Raw genomic sequence first — 16,273 nt, 5'->3', positions numbered from 1 at the left:
GTGGGTGATCCGCCCGACAGAAGGGCGATCCGGGCATCAGGAGCATCGTGGCTCCGCCGGAGCGTACGAGGCATCTCCTGAATTGCCCGACCGGCCCCGATGGCGCACAGGGAAAGAACCCGGCACGCCCGGCCGTGGTTATTCTCGGAACGAACATTCGCCGCGCAGGTCATCGGAGAAGAATGCTCGACGCGAATCTTGGATGATCTGTGTCCGGGAAATTCGAGTTTTCCCGCCGCCAAGATGTGGAGCCGTCCCATGCCCAAAGTGATTCGCGTGCCGCGGCCGAAGAAACCGCGTCCGCCCGTGACCGCACTCGACCTGCGCACCCCTTCGGGGCGCCGGCTGCCCTACTAGGAGGCGTCGGTGTCACGTCGTTTGTTCACCTCCGAATCGGTCACCGAAGGCCACCCCGACAAGATCGCCGACAGGATCAGCGACAGCATCCTGGACGCCCTGCTGGCCAAGGACCCCGGCAGCCGCGTCGCGGTCGAGACGCTGATCACCACGGGCATGGTGCACGTCGCGGGCGAGGTCACCACGCAGACGTACGTGGACATCCCCGGCCTGGTCAGGGAGACGATCCTGAAGATCGGCTACGACGCCTCCCAGAAGGGCTTCGACGGGGCCTCCTGCGGCGTGTCGGTGTCGATCGGCACCCAGTCGCCCGACATCGCCCGCGGCGTGGACGACGCCTGCGAGCACCGCGACGAGGACGCCGCCGACGAGCTGGACCGGCAGGGCGCCGGCGACCAGGGCCTGATGTTCGGCTACGCGTGCGAGGAGACGCCCGAGCTGATGCCGCTGCCGATCATGCTGGCCCACCGGCTGGCCCGGCGGCTGGCGGAGGTCCGCAGGGCCGGGACGGTGCCGTACCTGAGGCCGGACGGCAAGACCCAGGTCACCGTCGAGTACGAGGGCGACCGGCCGGTCCGCCTGGACACCGTCGTGCTGTCCACCCAGCACGCCGCCCACGTCGGGCTGACCGACATGCTGGCCCCCGACGTCACGCGCGAGGTCGTCGAGCCGGTGCTGGCCGATGCGGGGATCGACACGACCGGCTACCGGCTGCTGGTCAACCCCACGGGCCGGTTCGAGGTCGGCGGCCCGATGGGCGACGCGGGCCTGACCGGACGCAAGATCATCATCGACACGTACGGCGGCATGGCCCGGCACGGCGGCGGCGCGTTCTCCGGCAAGGACCCCTCCAAGGTGGACCGGTCGGGCGCCTACGCCATGCGCTGGGTGGCCAAGAACGTGGTCGCCGCCGGGCTGGCCGGGCGGTGCGAGGTCCAGGTGGCGTACGCGATCGGCAAGGCGCGGCCGGTGGGCCTGTTCGTGGAGTGCTTCGGCACCGAGCGGGTGCCCAGGGAGCGGGTGCACGACGCCGTGCGCGAAGTGTTCGACCTGCGGCCGGCCGCGATCATCCGGGACCTGGACCTGCTGCGTCCCGTCTACGCGGAGACCTCCGCCTACGGGCACTTCGGCCGCGACGAGTTCACGTGGGAGCGGGTGAACCGGACGGAGGAACTGCGCGCCGCGGCCGGGCTCTGACCGTGGACCCGGCAGGCGTCCGGGAAAAAGGAAAATGGCTGGAAACGGCGGCGGGAAGTCAGCTTCCTGCCGCCGTTCCGCATTTCCGGGGCCGCCGTATGCGGCACATCATGGAGACAGCCTCAAAAAGCTGAGAGAAATTCGGAGGTCGCCGTGCCGGTCGTTTCAGAAATCGAGCCCTATCCGATGCCGGACGCCGCCGAGCTGCCGCCCGCCGCGGTCACCTGGACGCCCGACCGCCGCCGGGCCGTCCTGCTGCTGGTGGACCTGCAGCACGCCTGCCTCGACCTCTTCCCGTCCGGCGAGGCGCCGCTGACCGACCTGGTGCGCAACGTGACGGCGCTGCGCGAGCTGTGCGCGCGCCTCGGCGTCCCCGTGGCCTACGCGGCCCAGCCGGGACTGCTGACCGGCGAGCAGCAGGGGCTGGCCAAGGACTTCTGGCGGCGCAGCGACCGGCTGGAACCCGCCCGGCGCGGCTTCCCAGAGCCGATGGCGCCGGGGCCGGGCGACTGGATCTTCACCCGGCGGCGCTACAGCGCCTTCCACGAGACGAGCCTGCTGTGGTGGCTGCGCGAGTCGGGACGCGACCAGCTCCTCATCGCCGGGGTCTACGCCCACATCGGCGTCCTGACCACCGCGCTCGACGCCTTCACCCACGACATCCAGCCGTACGTGGTGGCCGACGCCGTCGCCGACCTCACCGCCGCCGACCACCGGCGGACGCTCGGCTACGTCGCGGGCCGCTGCGGCGTCACCCTGACGACCAAGCAACTGCTCGCCGGCCTGCCGCGCAATTTGTGAGTTGTCAGGCGCGGGATCACAGCGGACACTGAACTCGCGATCTCCCGGAGCAGGCACACCCGAAGGGGACCGAAGACCATCCACCGGCGACCTCGCCATGCCGGGACGACGCGCGACCGACGATCCCGGAAGCCGAGGTTCCGCATGGCCACCCACACGGTGTCGCAGTCCGCCGGCCTGTTGACCGCGCTCAACACCCGGTACCACAAGCCCGCCCTCACCCTCTACCTCGTCGTGGTGCTGGCCCACTGGGCCGAGCACGTCGCCCAGGCCATCCAGGTCTACGTGCTGGGCTGGCCGCTGAAGGAGGCGCGCGGCGTCCTCGGCATGCCCTTCCCCTGGCTGGTCAGCTCCGAGTGGATGCACTACGGTTACGCGCTGCTGATGCTCATCGGCCTGCTCATGCTGCGGTCCGGTTTCACCGGCAGGTCCCGTACGTGGTGGAACATCTCCCTGGGCATCCAGATCTGGCACCACCTGGAGCACCTGCTGCTGCTCCTCCAGGCGCTCACCGGGAACAACCTGATGGGCCGTCCGGTGCCGACGAGCATCATCCAGCTCCTCGTCCCGCGCATGGAGCTGCACCTGTTCTACAACGGGCTGGTCTTCGTGCCCATGGTGGTGGCCATGCTCCTGCACCGCGGCCCCCGCCCGGCCGAGCGGGCGGCCATGCGCTGCTCCTGCGCGGTCTCGCCCGCGTGATGGCGCGCTCCGGGCGCCGCGGGGTCTCCCCGGCCTTCTCGTTCGTGCTCAGCCTGATGGCGGGTTTCCTGCTGTTCCTGACCGTGCCGAACCTCGGCACGGTCGTCCGCGCTGCCCGCGCCGACGGCGCGCCCGGGGTGTTCGTGCCGCGCACGCTGGCCTGCATCACGCATCCGGGGCACGAGTCCTGCGTCTGGACGGGGGACTTCCGCTCTGACGACGGCGCCGTCCGCCGCTCGGACGTCGAGATCTACGGCAGCGACCGCTACACCCACCAGGCCGGGCAGCCGGTCCGCGCGGTGGACATCGGCTCCGGCGGCCGCGTCTACGGGCCGGGCGGGTCGAACGAGTGGGTCTTCAGCGCCCTGCTCCTGGCCGTGGCGCTGGGCCTGCTGTGGTTCCTGCACGCCGGGTCGCTGCGGCGGCTGCTGCCCGGCTCCTCGCGGCCCGGGCTAGCACCGGGTCCCGAGGACGCCGCCCGCTCAGAGGCGGCCGGCGACGGCGTCGGACAGCACAGCGGCGAGCGGGCCGGGCGCTGAGACCATCGGCCAGCAGCCGGTGTCCAGCGTGTGGAAGTCCCAGGACGGTGCCGCGCGCAGCGCGGACACATCGGGGGACAGACTGCCCTGGAAGTGGTCCAGGGCGCACACGACGTAGCTGGCCCGCTGCCGCTCCAGCGGCGTGCTGAGCACGGCCGCCTCGGCCACGGTGCGGCCGGGGTGGCCGACGAAGCGGGCGGCCAGCCAGCGCGCCTGCGCCGCCGTGAGGCCCTGTCCCTCGGCCAGCAACGTGTGGTCGGGGGCGGGCCAGCGGCCCCCGCCGGCCTCGATCAGGCGCAGCTCCTGCTCCCGTTGCCGGTCGGGGAAGCCGTGCAGCATCGAACGGCCGTCGTGCGGCAGGGACGCCTCGACGTACACGGTGTGCGCGACGCGGCCCGGCGCCCGGTCGGCGACCTGGCCGGCCACCAGCCCCGAGTAGCTGTGCCCGACGAGCACGACGTCGCGCAGGCCCTCGTTCTTCAGCAGGGTCAGCACCTCGTCCACGTGCGTCTGCAGGCCGACGCCCGCGACGTCGCCGCGCGGCCCGGACAGGCCGCGCAGGGTGACGGCGCGGGCGTCGTGCCCGAGCAGGCGCAGCCGCCGGACGACGGGCTCCCAGATCCACGCGCCCGACCAGGAGCCCGGCAGGAGGAGGAAGGTCCTTCTCATCTGGATCGTCCTCCTCGTCACGCGACGCCGGCCAGCGGCCCCGGCAGGGGGCCACGTGCGAAGTCTGCCCGCGCGGCGGGCAGGTGGAACTCCACCGCCTCGACCGGACGGCTGGTGATCACCGCGACCGCGGCGACGTAGCCGCGGCCGGGCGACAGGACGCGGAACCGCAGGTTCTCCGGCGGGATGTCCAGCGGCCAGCTCAGCAGGGCCGGGTCGTCGGCCGGACCGCTCACCGCCACCTCCGTCGGAGGCACCCGCAGGCCGTGCCCGGTGGCCTTGAGCGCCGCCTCCTTGCGCACCCAGACCTTCGCGAACGCCTCGTACCTGTCCTCCTGGGGGAAGGCCTCCAGGACGGCCAGCTCGGCCTCGGTGAGCGCGCAGCGGGCCAGGTCGTCCACCGGGTCGGCGGGGACGGCCTCCACGTCCACCCCCAGCGGCCCCTCGGTCGTCACGGCCACCGCGACCCGGTCCTCGGAGTGCGAGACCGACACGTGCAGCGGGAATCCGGGCGCCCTGACCTGCGGCTTGCCGTGGTACCTGGTGCAGTCGGGGCACGACCGGTTCACCACGACGTCCTCGGGACGGATCCCGAGCTGCACGGCGCTCGCGGTGCGCAGCAGCCACGAGCCGGTCAGGAACCGCCTGCGGTCGGGCTCGCGGCGGAAGCGCGCGGCCCGTTCCAGCTCGGGCTCGCTGAGCACCGACAGCAGGGTCCCCTCCGGATGGTCGCGTGGGCCGGCCCACCAGACCTGGCACTCTCCCGGCGCCACCACAGATGCGATCACTGGTCTTCCTCCCTTGCGGCTGTGCTGCTGTGGGACAGGACGCGGCAGGCCACCAGCTCCCACCGGTCCACCTCGGGGTTGGCGAGGGTCCGGGTCACCTCGGCGCGCACCTGCGCGCTCGTCAGGGGCTCGTCCACGCGCATCCGGATGACGATGTCCCCGCCGGCCTGGGTGAGGTCCTTGTGCCAGCGGCCCGGCAGGAGCGCCATGATGCGGATCCCGTCGATCGGGGAGCCGAGGATCGGCAGCCCGCGGACCTGGCGCATCGTCACCTGGATCAGCATGGCTTCCTCGTCGCCGTGCGGCGTGAAGGGGCGAACATGGGGTCTCATCTCCGTCTCGTCTGCCTGAGGTCTGTCTCTCGTACCTCCACTGTGGGATCCGACAGGGGCGCGATCCAGGGCGGGAGACGTCAGGAAGCTGCAGGCCGGCGCCGCATGCTGTCATCGGGCCCGCCCCTGGTCCTAGGTCCAAGGTCCCGGGCCACGGTGACCGGACGGCCGATCCCGCGGACCGCGGCGGGCGGCATAGTCGTCCGGGAGACGGCGCGGAACACCTGGGGGAGGGGCGATGACCGGACCGGACGGCCCGAGCCCGGGCGCCGCCCACCCCAGTGCCCTCAGGGGGTGTGCCAACAAGTGTCCGCCGGTTCCGGTGCAGCCATGACAGGCCACCGGACCCCGTACGGACGAAAGGCACATCCATGTCCATCACCCGCTCCCCGGCCCGCATCCGGCGGCCGGGGTGGAGCCTCGCGCTGCTCGCGCTGGGGCATCTGATCATCAGTCTCGACTTCACCATCATCTATGTGGCCCTGCCGGACATCGCCTCCGATGTCGGCTTCACGCCGCACACCCTGCAATGGGTGGTCACCGCGTACGCCGTCCTCTACGGAGGTTTCCTGCTGTTCGGCGGGCGCCTGTCCGACCTGGCCGGACGCCGGCGGATGTTCGTGCTCGGCATGGTGCTGTACGGCGTGGCCTCCTTGCTGGGCGGCCTGGCCACGGCGCCGGCGGCGCTGCTCGCCGGGCGCGCCCTGCAGGGCCTGGCCGGCGCGGTGCTGTTCCCGGCGGTGCTGGCCCTGGTCAACACCGCCTTCGCCGAGGGCAGGGAGCGCAACCGCGCGCTGACGGTCTGGGCCATGGCGGGCGCGGGCGGGCTCACCGCGGGCGCGCTGGCCGGCGGGGTGCTCACCCAGGCCCTGGGCTGGCAGGCCGTGTTCTACGTCAACGTCCCGCTGGCCGCCGTGGGCGTCGTCGGCGCCTTCGCCCTGCTGCCCCCCGACGGCCGCGCCACCCGGGGCGGCGTGGACGTGCCCGGAACGCTCACCGGCACCGCCGGCATCACGCTGCTGATCTTCGCGGTCGCGCACGGCTCGGAAGCGGGCTGGGCGCGGGCCGAGACGGTCGCGGCGGCCGTGCTCGCGGTGGCCCTGGTGGCGGTGTTCCTGCGCGTCCAGGCCCGCGGCCGGACGCCGCTGATGCCGCTGCGGCTGTTCCGCAACCGCGCGCTCAGCGGCGCGGTCGTGGTCATCCTCGTCTTCGGCCTGACGATGCAGGCCGTGCCGTACTTCCTGACCCTGTACCTCCAGGACGTCCTCGGTTTCAACGCCCTGGAGACCGGCCTCGCGTTCCTCGGCCCGACCCTGTCGATCACGGCCGGCAACTTCCTCAGCGAGCGGCTGGTCCACGGGCTCGGCACCCGCGGAACGCTGATCGCCGGCATCGTCGCCAACGCCGTGGGCGCCGTGCTCCTGGCCCCCGGCATGCAGGGGGACGGCTCGCTCCTCACCGTCCTGCCCGGGGTCGTCGTCATCGGACTGGGCATGGGCATCACGTACGAGGCCATGTGGATCGCGGCCGGCACCGGCGTCCCGGCGGACGAACAGGGCCTGGCCTCCGGGGTGGCCTCCACCGCGCTGCAGGTGGGCACCGCGGCGGGCCTGGCGGTCCTGGTGGCCGTCGCCAACCACGGCATCGAAGGGCTCGCGGGGCAGGCCCTGCGCGACGCCTCCGCCCAGGGGATGCGCGCGGCGGTCCTCGTCCTGGGCGCCGTCATGCTGACGGGCGTCCTGGCCGCCCTCAGGCTTCCCGGCCCGCGCACCCGGACGGCCGCGCCCGTCCCCTGCTCCGACCAGGGGAACTGACGGGAAGCCCTACAAGGGAAGGTTGCCGTGTTTGCGGGGCGCCACGTGCTTGCGCTTGTCGCGCAGCATGGCCAGGCCGCGCGCCACCGCCGACCTCGTCTCCACCGGGTCGATCACGGCGTCGACCAGGCCGCGCTCGGCCGTGTACGCCGGATGCACCAGCTCGCGGGTGTACTGCTCCAGCAGCTCGGCCCGCCGGGCGGCGGGGTCGGCCGCCGCGGCCAGCTCCTTGCGGTGGATGATGTTGACCGCGCCCTCGGCGCCCATCACCGCGATCTCGTTGGTCGGCCAGGCCAGTGACAGGTCGGTGCCGATCGAGCGGGAGTCCATCACGATGTACGCCCCGCCGTACGCCTTCCTGAGAATGACCTGGACGCGCGGCACGGTCGCCTCGCAGTAGGCGTACAGCAGCTTGGCGCCGTGCCGGATGACGCCCGCGTGCTCCTGCTCCTTGCCCGGCAGGAAGCCCGGCACGTCCACGAGCGTGACCAGGGGGATGGAGAAGGCGTCGCAGAACCTGACGAACCTGGCCGCCTTCTCCGCGGCCGACACGTCCAGGACGCCGGCCAGGACCGTCGGCTGGTTGCCCACCACGCCGACGACCTGGCCGTCGATCCGGGCCAGCGCGCAGATCACGTTGGGCGCCCAGCTCTGGTGCAGTTCGAGGTAGTCGCCGTCGTCCACCACCTCGGCGACGACCAGCCGCATGTCGTAGGGCTTGTTCGGCTCCACCGGCACGATCTCGGCCAGCCGGGGCCGGGCGTCGCCGGCCGCGCCGCGCGCGGGCAGCGCGGGCGGGCGGCTCAGGTTGTTGCCCGGCAGCATGGAGACCAGGTCGCGCACCGCGGCCAGGCAGCTCTCCTCGTCGTCGTGCACGAACGTGGCCAGCCCCGACCGGGTGGCGTGCACCTGCGCGCCGCCCAGCTCGGCGTGCGTGATGCGCTCGCCGGTGACCGCCTCCACCACGTCCGGGCCGGTCAGGTAGAGCTGGGCGGTGTCGCGCACCATGAACGTGAAGTCGGCCAGCGCCGTCGAGTAGGCCGCCCCGCCCGCGCACGGCCCGAGCACGACGGCGATCTGCGGGATGACGCCCGACGCCTGCACGTTGCGCTGGAAGATGCCGCCGTAGCCGTTGAGCGACAGCACGCCCTCCTGGATGCGGGCCCCGCCGCTGTCGTTGAGCCCGATGAACGGCGACCCGCTGGACAACGCCAGGTCCATCACCTTGTGGATCTTCTGCGCGTGCGCCTCGCCGAGCGAGCCGCCGAAGACGGTGAAGTCCTGGGCGTAGACGAAGACGCGGCGGCCGTCGATGGTGCCGGATCCTGCCACGACGCCGTCGGTGTGCGGCCGCTGGGCCTCCATGCCGAGCCCCTGGGCCCGGTGCCGCCGGAACATCTCGATCTCCAGGAACGAGCCCTCGTCCAGCAGCAGGTCGAGCCGTTCGCGCGCGGTGCGCTTGCCGAGCGAGTGCTGCCGCTGCACGGCCTGCGGGCGGCCGCGCGCGACGTCCGCGCGCGCGTCGGCGAGTTCTTCGCGCAGGCGGTCCATGGGCGAGGGCGGCGCTTCCTGGAGGACCTCGGGGGAGATGGTCATCGCTTCCTCCTCGGACTCTTCCGGTACGTCCAGTTAAAGATCGATGACCGGTTCATGTCACCTCCTGCAGTGCTTGACCGCGCCGGACGTGGCAGGAAGCGGAAACGCCCTGCAGCTTGCTGCCTCGCCGAAGCCTGGTTCACGGCCTCGCCGCCGCGCAAAGTGGGAAGTGCAAGGGAAACAGAGTGAGACGGACCGCAGAGAAAGGCAGTGAAATGACGAACGACATTGTTGCCAAGAGGATTTCCCAGTGGATTATCGCGATTGTCTCCGGGATGCTCGTCTGGGCCGTGGGCGCCACCGCCGCGCAGGCCGCCACCGCCGCCGCTGACACGGTCGCGGTGCAGGCCGAGGGCAACACCTGGCCCGCGCCGGCCGGCCCCGACGGCAACACCTGGCCGCTTCCCACCCCGCTTCCCTCCCCGCAGGGCAACACCTGGCCGTAAAGAGCCCCGACACCGGAAAGGAATTGACCGTACATTTCTCCGAGGAGGTCTGCCGAAGGAAAAAGACCGGGTGAACGACGAGAACCCCCGCGACCGGGACGCGGGGGTTCTCGTCGTTCTCGCGGGCCCACGCCACCGGCCGGACGCCGACCCGAGCCCACGCCGGCCCGCCACTTCTAAAGCCGATCCATCCGGCGGAGGCCGGATGTCACCGGCCTTCCGTGAGCAGCTCCGCCAGATGGTCCGCGAACTCGGTCAGCCGGTCCAGGCGGGCGCCGCCCCGGGCGATGCGGAAGCCGTGGCGGCGCCCCCAGAACGCGGCCTGGACGGCGTGGAACTGGGCCCAGCGCCGGGCCCGCTCGCGATCGACCTCCGCGGCCTCGGCGAAGACGTCCAGGACGCGGTGGACCGCCTTGCCCAGGTCGTCCGCTTCGAGGAGCGTGAGAGCGCGGGACTTGAGCAGCGTGCCGCCGTCATAGGCGGGGTCTCCCGCGTACCCCTTGGGGTCGACGGCCAGCCAGGGCTCACGATCGGCCCGCAGCACGTTCCTGGCGTGCAGGTCGCCGTGGACGAGAAGGTCCGGCTGGACGCGGCCCAGCTCGCGGACGGTCGCCACGGCGGCGTCCACCGCGTGACGCGGCGGTGCGTGCGTGAACTCCTCGGCATCCCTGCGCAGCCCCTCCTCCCAGGCGTCGGCCCGGTCCCGCAGCCGGGGCAGACCGGGCGGCGCGGGGACGGCCAGCCGGCGACCGAGCCGCCCGGCGACCGCCACGACCTCGTCGCCGTCCTCGACCTCCGCCAGTGTGCACGTCCGGACCCGTTCGAGCAGCATGGCGAAACGTGCGTCGTCGCGCTCGTGCAGCAGAACGGCGCCGCGCCCGCCCCACGCCGCGAACGCGTCCGGTTCGTGGACGTTGCCGGGATGCGGGAACGACACCTTCAGCACGGCGGCCTCCTCGGCCCGCCGTCGCACCGGGACGACGATCCCGACCCCTCCGTGCAGGACCTCGCCGTCCGGCACGCATCCCCAGCGGTCCAGCAGCTCGCCGGCGATGCCGGGCAGTTCGGCCAGCCACGCCGCTCCGGGCCCTCCCTCACGCTCGACGGTGGCCCGCGCGAACGCCTCCGGTATCTCGATCATCCGGGACACGATGCCACCTGCCGAGGGGCCAGGTCGCCCGGAACGACGGGAGAACGGGATCAGATCCAGTTCTCCTCCTTGGCGCGCAGCGCGGCCTGGAAGCGGTTGACCGCGCCGAGCCTGGCCATGAGGTCGGCGACGTAACGCCGGTACGTGCGCACCGAGATGTCCAGCTCGCGGGCGGCGATCTCGTCCTTGTCGGCCGTGGCCATGACCGCCAGCACCCGCTGCTCCATCTTCGACAGCGTCGGCTCCTCGCCGGGCGGGTCGAGGTGGTCGGCCAGCGGCACGGCCGCCTTCCACAGGCCCTCGAAGTAGATGACGAGCTGGGAGATCAGGCCGGGCTCGCGGACCAGCAGCGCGCCCGTGGAGTGCGCCTTGGGGTCGATCGGGACGACGGCCACGCTGCGGTCGTACATGAGCATGCGGTCCATCGGCTGGTCGGTGACGCGGATCTCGGCGCCCAGGTGCGCCAGCTCGCGCAGGTAGGACACCATGCGCTGGTCCTCCAGCGCCTTGGGATGGAAGATCTCGCGCAGGGCCAGGCCGCGCCGCAGCGACCGCGTGTCCAGCGGCAGCGCCGACTCGATCATCACCTCGTTGAACGGGCCGCCCGGATGCAGGCAGAGCGTCTCCTTGTAGGAGAAGAAGGCCAGGTCGTCCAGGCGCTGGCGGACCCGCGCGCCGCTCTCGACCCGCTCGATGTCCAGCACCGCATTGGAGCGGTCGCCCTCCCGCTTGTCCTCCAGGAAGCTGGAAATGGCGTCGCGGGCGCCGAACACCCGGCGGATCTCCGCGTTCAGCTCCTCCAGACGCTGCTCGACCAGGCGCTCGATGGCGACCCGCGGCTCGGTCGCGGTGACCCGGTGGCGGTCGTTCAGGTCGAGCATGGCGAGCCGGTCGAGCGTCTCCACCGCCGACTCCACCGTCTCGGGATCGAGGTCGAGCGCCTCGGGCACCGAGCCGACGCTCTCGCCCCGATGGCGCAGGAAGTAGCGGTAGACCGCCTCCGCTTCGGGGGTGACTCCAATGACGGACAGATCCACGCCCCACCTCCCGGGGGTCGGCGGCCGGAGCTTCAGTTCCATTATCGGAATCCAGGCGGCCGGCACTCCTCGCAGGTTGCGCTTTCCCTGCGGAGGTCAGGGCACGGGACAGGGCAGCACGGTGGCCCCGGACGCCGCCCGGTAGCACAGAGCCCCCGGGCAGAGCACCTTGATCACCTCGCCGCGGTCGCCGTCCGCCCGCACGGCGACGGGCTCGTGCCCGAACCGGCGCGCGGCGATCTCCGGCCAGCCGGACGGACGCAGCCCGCTCACCTCGTCGACCAGCCGGGGATCGGCGTCGACGGCCAGCCGCTCCAGATGGGCGGCATAGTCGGCCTCCCGCTCCCACACGGCGAACCGGCGCAGGCAGTCGGGCAGCTCCAGCGTGCTCCACGGCTGCGCCTTGGCCGCCATCGCGCGCAGGAACGCCTCGCACACGGCCGACTTCACCGTACGGCCGGCCGCCGCGGCCAGCGTCGCGCCCTCGCCGCCGACGGTCACCAGAGCGACCCGGAGATCGGGCACCGACAACACGAACGCCGACATCCGCAGCCCCAGCCCCGCGGCCGCGGCCGTCACGCCGGGCGGCAGCAGGCGCTCCAGCGCGCCGGAGACCCGCAGCAGCGGCTCGCGCGGCGCGGCCCACCAGCGTGCCACCACGTCGTGGGCGACCACCTCGGCGATCGCCTCCGGCACGCCGCTGTCCACCACGCCGCTCGTGGCCGGCTCGACCAGGCATTCGTGCCCGCCCGTCCACACGACCTCGACGGGCAGCCGGTAGCGCCGCCCGCTGAGCAGGCCGGTGCCGGGCACGTGCAGCCTGAGGCTCGCGGGCGGGTCGGCGACGAAGTCCGACAGGCGCAGCTCCGTCCCCGTCCACGCGGCCTGGCGCCCGTCACCGGGCAGCCGGCGCAGGCGGCGCAGGGCGGCGAGCCGCGCCAGGGCCCGCGCCCTGCTCTGGGCCTCGTAGCCGGAGAAGCCGGCGACGATGACGGCCAGCTCGTCCCGCGGCGATTCGGCGCAGGCCAGATGGACGGTGCCACCTAGGGAGTCGGCCATCGGAACGGCCGTCTCACCGGTCGCCTCACCGGTCGTCTCCGTCACCGGCCACGAGCCCGCGGGCGTGGATGCCATCGCTTCTCCTCCGCAGCGCGACGGCCGTCGCGGCCGCCGCACCATCAGTACACGCGTGGCCGGACGAGCCCGTCAACGCTCCGGCAGCCATCCCGCAATCCGGGAGAAACCGTCAGCAAGCTGCCACGTCTGCCAGCTTGCTGACGCCGCCGGACCCCCTGCGCGCCTCGCTCACCCGGCACCGTGGAAGACGCAACCAGCCCGCGAGCAGAGCAGCGAGAAGGCCTGTCATGGACTCTTTCAACATCGCCGCACGATTCCTCGACCGCGCCGACGGCGCCAGGACCGCGCTCGTCACCCGCCAGGGCCGCGTGGACTACGCCACGCTGCGCGCCCTGGCCGACCGCGCCGGCAACGCGCTGCGCGAGCTCGGCGTACGCCGGGGCGACCGGGTGCTCATCGCCGCCGACGACAGCGTGGAGTCGGTCGCCACCTGGTACGGCGCCCAGAAGATCGGCGCGGTCACCGCCGAGGTCTACACGTTCCTGCGGCCCAAGGACTACCGCTACTTCGCCGGCTACGCCCGTCCGCGGCTGGTGGTGGCGGGGCCGTCCGCGCTGGAGAGCCTGCGCGCGGCGGGGCTGACCGGCCTGCTCGTCACCGGCGTGCCGCGCCACCTGCTGCGCCCCGGCGAGCACCACTTCGACACCCTGGTCGCCGCGCAGGAGGCCCGGCTGGACGCGGTGCCGGTCGCCGCCGACGACGTGGCGCTGTGGAAGTTCACCACCGGCAGCACCGGCGCGCCGCGCGCCTGCGTGCTGCCCGCCAGGAGCCCGCACGTCAGCTTCGACTCCTACGCCCGCGGCGTGCTGGACCTGCGCCCGGACGACGTGGTCCTGCCCGTGCCCAAGTTGTTCTTCGGCTACGCCCGCGACCTGACCGCCCTGTTCCCCTTCGGCGTCGGCGCGACCGGCGTGATCTTCCCCGAGCGCAGCCGGGTCGAGACGATCTTCGAGCTGATCGCCGAGCACCGGCCCACGGTCCTGGTGAACGTGCCCACGATGATGAGCGCCATGCTGGCCCACCCCGACGCCGCCCGGCAGGACCTGAGCAGCCTGCGGCTGTGCACGTCGGCGGGCGAGGCACTGCCGCCCGAACTGCACCGCCGCTGGAGCGACACCTTCGGCGTGGAGGTCGTGGACGGGCTCGGCTCCTCCGAGGCGTACCACATCTTCCTGTCCAACCGCCCGGGACGGGTGCGGCCCGGCACACTCGGCCAGGTCGTCCCCGGCTACCGCGCCCGCGTCGTGGACCCCGACGGGCGGGAGGTCCCCGACGGCCGCACCGGACGGCTGGAGGTCAGCGGCGACGCCGTCGCGCTGGAGTACTGGCAGGACCCGGAGCGGACCGCCCGCACGTTCGTGGGCGGCCGGACCGTGCGCTCGGGCGACCTGGTCACCAGGGACGCCGACGGCTACTTCCGCTACCAGGGACGGGCCGACGACCTGCTGAAGGTCGGCGGGTCCTGGGTCGCGCCCGCCGAGATCGAGAACTGCCTGCGCGAGCACCCGGCCGTGGTCGAGTGCGCGGTCGTCGGGTACCGGCTGCGCGGGCTGACCCGGCCGCACGCGTACGTGGTGGCGTCGGCGGAGGTGGAGGCGGCCGAGCTGAAGGCGTTCGTCCGGGCCCGGCTGGCCGCCCAGAAGTTCCCCCGGAAGATCACGTTCGTGGAGCGCCTGCCGCAGACGGCCTCGGGCAAGGTGGACCGCCGCGCGCTGGAGGTCGGGGCGTGAGAAGCGGGCGCGCCCGGGACTGGGGGAGTTCCGGACGGGCGCGCCCGCGGTTCGGGAAGCCCTGCTCAGACGCCGGCGCGGGCGAACTGGCCGGGACGCCGGCCGGCGCCCGCCGGCCCGCGGTAGGCCTGCGCGAGGTCCAGCCAGCGGTCGGCCTCGGCGCCGGTCGCCGTGACCGCCAGGTCGGCGCGGTGCCGCCGCCTGGTCACCAGCAGGCAGAAGTCCTCGGCCGGGCCGCTGACCCGCTGGGCGGCGTCCTCGGGGCCGTAGGCCCACACCTCGCCGGAGGGGCCGGTGATCTCGAAGCGGAACTCCTCGGCCGGCGGGGTCAGCCCGCGCGACAGGTAGCCGAAGTCCCGGGTGAGCACGGCGAAGACGACCAGGTGCCGGAGCCGGTCGGTGCGCTCCAGCCGGACGCCGAGCGCGTCGGCGACGTCCTGCCCGTGCGCGAAGGTCTCCATGATGCCCGCGCACGCCAGCACGATCGGCGGCAGCGGGTTGACCAGCCACGGCACGACCTGGCCCGCGGGCACGGCGGCCAGACCCGCGTGCACCTCGGACCGTCCGGCCCGCCACTTGGCCAGCAGCGTGTCCGGCGAGTCGTTCTCGAACGCCTTGAGCGCGGCGTTCACCGCGCCGTCGAAGTTCTTCTCGGCGCCGGCCGTCATGGCCTTGAACGCCTCGGCGTCGGTGGCGGCGGCGGTGGCCAGCCGGAAGATGAAGGCCAGGTGGGCGATCTGGTCGGAGATCGTCCAGCCGGGCGCGGGGGTGGGCAGCTTCCACTGCTGGGCGTCCAGGCCCGACACCAGCGCGTCGAGCTGGTCGCCGTCGGCCGCCAGGTCGTCGAGCACTACCTCTAGCTCGGTCACGTCCTCGTTCCTTTCAGTCGGCTGTCGATACGGTCGGAAGCGGGGTGCCGGGCCGGGCGGCGGGCGGGGCGCACCAGGCGCCGGTCCGGCGGGCGGCGGTCATGGCCGCCCAGGAGACGACCTCGACGAGCGCGGCCTCGGCGGGCAGGGTCTCGGCGGGCGCGGCCGAGTCCGGCGGCGCGGCCCGGAACTCGTCGACCACCCGCCGGTCCACCTGGTGGGAGGCCAGCGCGGTCAGCAGCGCGAGCCGGGCGGCCGGGCGCTGCGCGGGCGGCAGCGCGGCGGCGGCCTCCGCGGCCCAGCCGTTGCCGGGGCCCGGCGGGACGCCGTCCCAGCCGGACACCCGCTCGGCGACCAGCTCGCGGACCGGGACGGGCAGCCGCCGCGCGCCGCCCTCCTCGATCGCCGCCGCGGCCCTGGCGAACGCCTCGCCGAGCCGCGGGACGCCGCCCGCCCAGGCCAGGTCGTCCGGCAGCGGCGCGGCGGGCAGCAGGCCGAGCGAGCCGCCGGGCGTCGCGGCCCGCCGCGCGGCCGGCCGCATGAGCGCGCCGAACACGCGCAGCGCGGGCCCGCGCGCCCCGGCCGGCAGCTCCGGCGGCAGCGGCGAGTCGCCCAGGAACACGTTGACCACGCGGTTGAGGTACTGGAAGGTCACCGCGACCGCGACGAGCTCCACGGCGGCCTCCCCGGTGACCGGCGGGCCGCCGGCGCCGGGGGAGGCGCTCGCCCTGGCCCAGGCGGCCAGCGGCCGCAGCCGGGGATCGGCGGGGGCCAGCGCGCGCAGGGTCGCGCCGTGCACGTCCACGCAGTACGGGCACGCGTTCCCCGCCGAGACCTCCCTCGCCACCAGCTCCCCGGCCACCCGGCCGGCCACGCCGGCGGCGAGCAGCGACTCGCGCAGCATCAGCCAGCACGCCGCCAGGGCGCGCGGCGCGGGGGAGTGCAGGGCCACGGGCGGCGCGAGCATGCCGAAGTCCCGCTCGACCTGCTCGTACACCCGGGCCACCAGACCGCGGGCGGCTCCGGGGCGCACCGGGCGGACGTGCCGCACCTGGGCGAGCGCGCCGGGCGCCGTCATCCGGCTGAGCAGCCGGCCCATCGCGGGCGCC

General features: G+C 73.5%; 16 protein-coding genes. 7 read left to right on the top strand and 9 right to left on the bottom strand.

Translation table 11 applies throughout. The features are described 5' to 3' along the window. Nucleotides 1-366: 366 nt before the first annotated feature. The 4 genes from metK (at nucleotide 367) to AB0J97_RS13710 (ending at nucleotide 3,596) form a co-directional block, all read left to right on the top strand. Nucleotides 367-1,554 carry a methionine adenosyltransferase gene (metK, locus tag AB0J97_RS13725; protein WP_357709444.1) on the top strand — a complete coding sequence of 396 codons (1,188 nt, stop codon included), beginning with the start codon at nucleotides 367-369 and terminating at the stop codon, nucleotides 1,552-1,554. A 153-nt stretch (nucleotides 1,555-1,707) separates the two neighbouring features. Further along, nucleotides 1,708-2,355, top strand: a complete 648-nt coding sequence (locus AB0J97_RS13720; protein WP_357709441.1) for an isochorismatase family protein — start codon at nucleotides 1,708-1,710, stop codon at nucleotides 2,353-2,355. A gap of 144 nt (nucleotides 2,356-2,499) precedes the next feature. Further along, entirely contained in the window at nucleotides 2,500-3,057 is a 558-nt protein-coding gene (locus AB0J97_RS13715; RefSeq protein WP_364088029.1) for a hypothetical protein, read from the top strand. After that, nucleotides 3,054-3,596: a hypothetical protein gene (locus tag AB0J97_RS13710; protein ID WP_357709435.1), complete on the top strand. Its 543-nt coding sequence runs from the start codon at nucleotides 3,054-3,056 to the stop codon at nucleotides 3,594-3,596. The genes AB0J97_RS13715 and AB0J97_RS13710 overlap by 4 nt, the downstream gene beginning before the upstream one ends. On the opposite strand, the gene AB0J97_RS13705 is transcribed toward AB0J97_RS13710, so the two are convergent. Genes AB0J97_RS13705 through AB0J97_RS13695 form a run of 3 tightly spaced genes read right to left on the bottom strand, consistent with a single transcriptional unit; the run spans nucleotide 3,540 to nucleotide 5,385 of the window. Continuing rightward, on the bottom strand, nucleotides 3,540-4,265 hold the full coding sequence (locus AB0J97_RS13705; protein WP_364088026.1) for an alpha/beta hydrolase: 726 nt from the start codon (nucleotides 4,263-4,265) through the stop codon (nucleotides 3,540-3,542). The genes AB0J97_RS13710 and AB0J97_RS13705 overlap by 57 nt on opposite strands. Before the next feature lie 17 nt (nucleotides 4,266-4,282). Further along, complete coding sequence (locus AB0J97_RS13700; RefSeq protein ID WP_357709429.1) at nucleotides 4,283-5,053, bottom strand: 4'-phosphopantetheinyl transferase superfamily protein; 771 nt, start codon at nucleotides 5,051-5,053, stop codon at nucleotides 4,283-4,285. Then, on the bottom strand, nucleotides 5,050-5,385 hold the full coding sequence (locus AB0J97_RS13695; protein ID WP_357709427.1) for a hypothetical protein: 336 nt from the start codon (nucleotides 5,383-5,385) through the stop codon (nucleotides 5,050-5,052). Before AB0J97_RS13695 ends, AB0J97_RS13700 begins: the two co-directional genes overlap by 4 nt. Before the next feature lie 371 nt (nucleotides 5,386-5,756). Here AB0J97_RS13695 and AB0J97_RS13690 point away from each other — a divergent pair, with 371 nt between their 5' ends. Beyond that, nucleotides 5,757-7,199 carry an MFS transporter gene (locus AB0J97_RS13690; protein ID WP_364088024.1) on the top strand — a complete coding sequence of 481 codons (1,443 nt, stop codon included), beginning with the start codon at nucleotides 5,757-5,759 and terminating at the stop codon, nucleotides 7,197-7,199. 9 nt (nucleotides 7,200-7,208) lie between these two features. Here the strand turns inward: AB0J97_RS13690 and AB0J97_RS13685 are convergent, their stop codons facing one another. Then, complete coding sequence (locus AB0J97_RS13685; RefSeq protein WP_364088022.1) at nucleotides 7,209-8,795, bottom strand: acyl-CoA carboxylase subunit beta; 1,587 nt, start codon at nucleotides 8,793-8,795, stop codon at nucleotides 7,209-7,211. Nucleotides 8,796-9,070: 275 nt separating this feature from the next. Here AB0J97_RS13685 and AB0J97_RS13680 point away from each other — a divergent pair, with 275 nt between their 5' ends. Continuing rightward, nucleotides 9,071-9,241 carry a hypothetical protein gene (locus AB0J97_RS13680; RefSeq protein WP_357709421.1) on the top strand — a complete coding sequence of 57 codons (171 nt, stop codon included), beginning with the start codon at nucleotides 9,071-9,073 and terminating at the stop codon, nucleotides 9,239-9,241. 208 nt (nucleotides 9,242-9,449) lie between these two features. Here the strand turns inward: AB0J97_RS13680 and AB0J97_RS13675 are convergent, their stop codons facing one another. From AB0J97_RS13675 to AB0J97_RS13665, 3 genes are all read right to left on the bottom strand, one after another. After that, the gene (locus tag AB0J97_RS13675; protein WP_364088019.1) at nucleotides 9,450-10,382 is read right to left on the bottom strand and encodes an aminoglycoside phosphotransferase family protein; all 933 of its coding nucleotides are present in this window, start codon (nucleotides 10,380-10,382) and stop codon (nucleotides 9,450-9,452) included. Nucleotides 10,383-10,441: 59 nt separating this feature from the next. Further along, on the bottom strand, nucleotides 10,442-11,428 hold the full coding sequence (locus AB0J97_RS13670; RefSeq protein WP_357709415.1) for a helix-turn-helix transcriptional regulator: 987 nt from the start codon (nucleotides 11,426-11,428) through the stop codon (nucleotides 10,442-10,444). A gap of 96 nt (nucleotides 11,429-11,524) precedes the next feature. After that, a complete protein-coding gene (locus AB0J97_RS13665) occupies nucleotides 11,525-12,562 on the bottom strand; it encodes a hypothetical protein (RefSeq protein WP_364088016.1) in 1,038 nt (345 codons plus the stop codon). Nucleotides 12,563-12,792: 230 nt separating this feature from the next. On the opposite strand from AB0J97_RS13665, the gene AB0J97_RS13660 reads away from it, so the two are divergent. Then, nucleotides 12,793-14,295: a benzoate-CoA ligase family protein gene (locus tag AB0J97_RS13660; protein ID WP_364088014.1), complete on the top strand. Its 1,503-nt coding sequence runs from the start codon at nucleotides 12,793-12,795 to the stop codon at nucleotides 14,293-14,295. Between the two features lie 65 nt (nucleotides 14,296-14,360). Here AB0J97_RS13660 and AB0J97_RS13655 read toward each other — a convergent pair whose 3' ends face one another. Then, nucleotides 14,361-15,164, bottom strand: coding sequence for a TIGR03084 family metal-binding protein (locus AB0J97_RS13655; RefSeq protein ID WP_357709406.1), 804 nt, complete (start codon nucleotides 15,162-15,164; stop codon nucleotides 14,361-14,363). 13 nt (nucleotides 15,165-15,177) lie between these two features. Then, on the bottom strand, nucleotides 15,178-16,263 hold the full coding sequence (locus AB0J97_RS13650) for a carboxymuconolactone decarboxylase family protein (RefSeq protein WP_364088012.1): 1,086 nt from the start codon (nucleotides 16,261-16,263) through the stop codon (nucleotides 15,178-15,180). Between the last annotated feature and the right edge of the window lie 10 nt (nucleotides 16,264-16,273).

Source organism: Nonomuraea sp. NPDC049607, from assembly GCF_040675375.1.
Classification (GTDB): domain Bacteria; phylum Actinomycetota; class Actinomycetes; order Streptosporangiales; family Streptosporangiaceae; genus Nonomuraea.
The sequence above is the reverse complement of the archived record's forward strand: the minus strand, read 5'-3'. Positions and strand labels throughout refer to the sequence as shown.

Coding starts and splice junctions, on each gene's coding strand:
- AB0J97_RS13715 (WP_364088029.1), top strand. CDS start 2,500: ATGGCCACCCACACGGTGTCGCAGTCCGCCGGCCTGTTGACCGCGCTC.
- AB0J97_RS13705 (WP_364088026.1), bottom strand. CDS start 4,265: ATGAGAAGGACCTTCCTCCTCCTGCCGGGCTCCTGGTCGGGCGCGTGG.
- AB0J97_RS13695 (WP_357709427.1), bottom strand. CDS start 5,385: ATGAGACCCCATGTTCGCCCCTTCACGCCGCACGGCGACGAGGAAGCC.
- AB0J97_RS13690 (WP_364088024.1), top strand. CDS start 5,757: ATGTCCATCACCCGCTCCCCGGCCCGCATCCGGCGGCCGGGGTGGAGC.
- AB0J97_RS13685 (WP_364088022.1), bottom strand. CDS start 8,795: ATGACCATCTCCCCCGAGGTCCTCCAGGAAGCGCCGCCCTCGCCCATG.
- AB0J97_RS13680 (WP_357709421.1), top strand. CDS start 9,071: ATGCTCGTCTGGGCCGTGGGCGCCACCGCCGCGCAGGCCGCCACCGCC.
- AB0J97_RS13675 (WP_364088019.1), bottom strand. CDS start 10,382: ATGATCGAGATACCGGAGGCGTTCGCGCGGGCCACCGTCGAGCGTGAG.
- AB0J97_RS13665 (WP_364088016.1), bottom strand. CDS start 12,562: ATGGCATCCACGCCCGCGGGCTCGTGGCCGGTGACGGAGACGACCGGT.
- AB0J97_RS13660 (WP_364088014.1), top strand. CDS start 12,793: ATGGACTCTTTCAACATCGCCGCACGATTCCTCGACCGCGCCGACGGC.
- AB0J97_RS13650 (WP_364088012.1), bottom strand. CDS start 16,263: ATGGGCCGGCTGCTCAGCCGGATGACGGCGCCCGGCGCGCTCGCCCAG.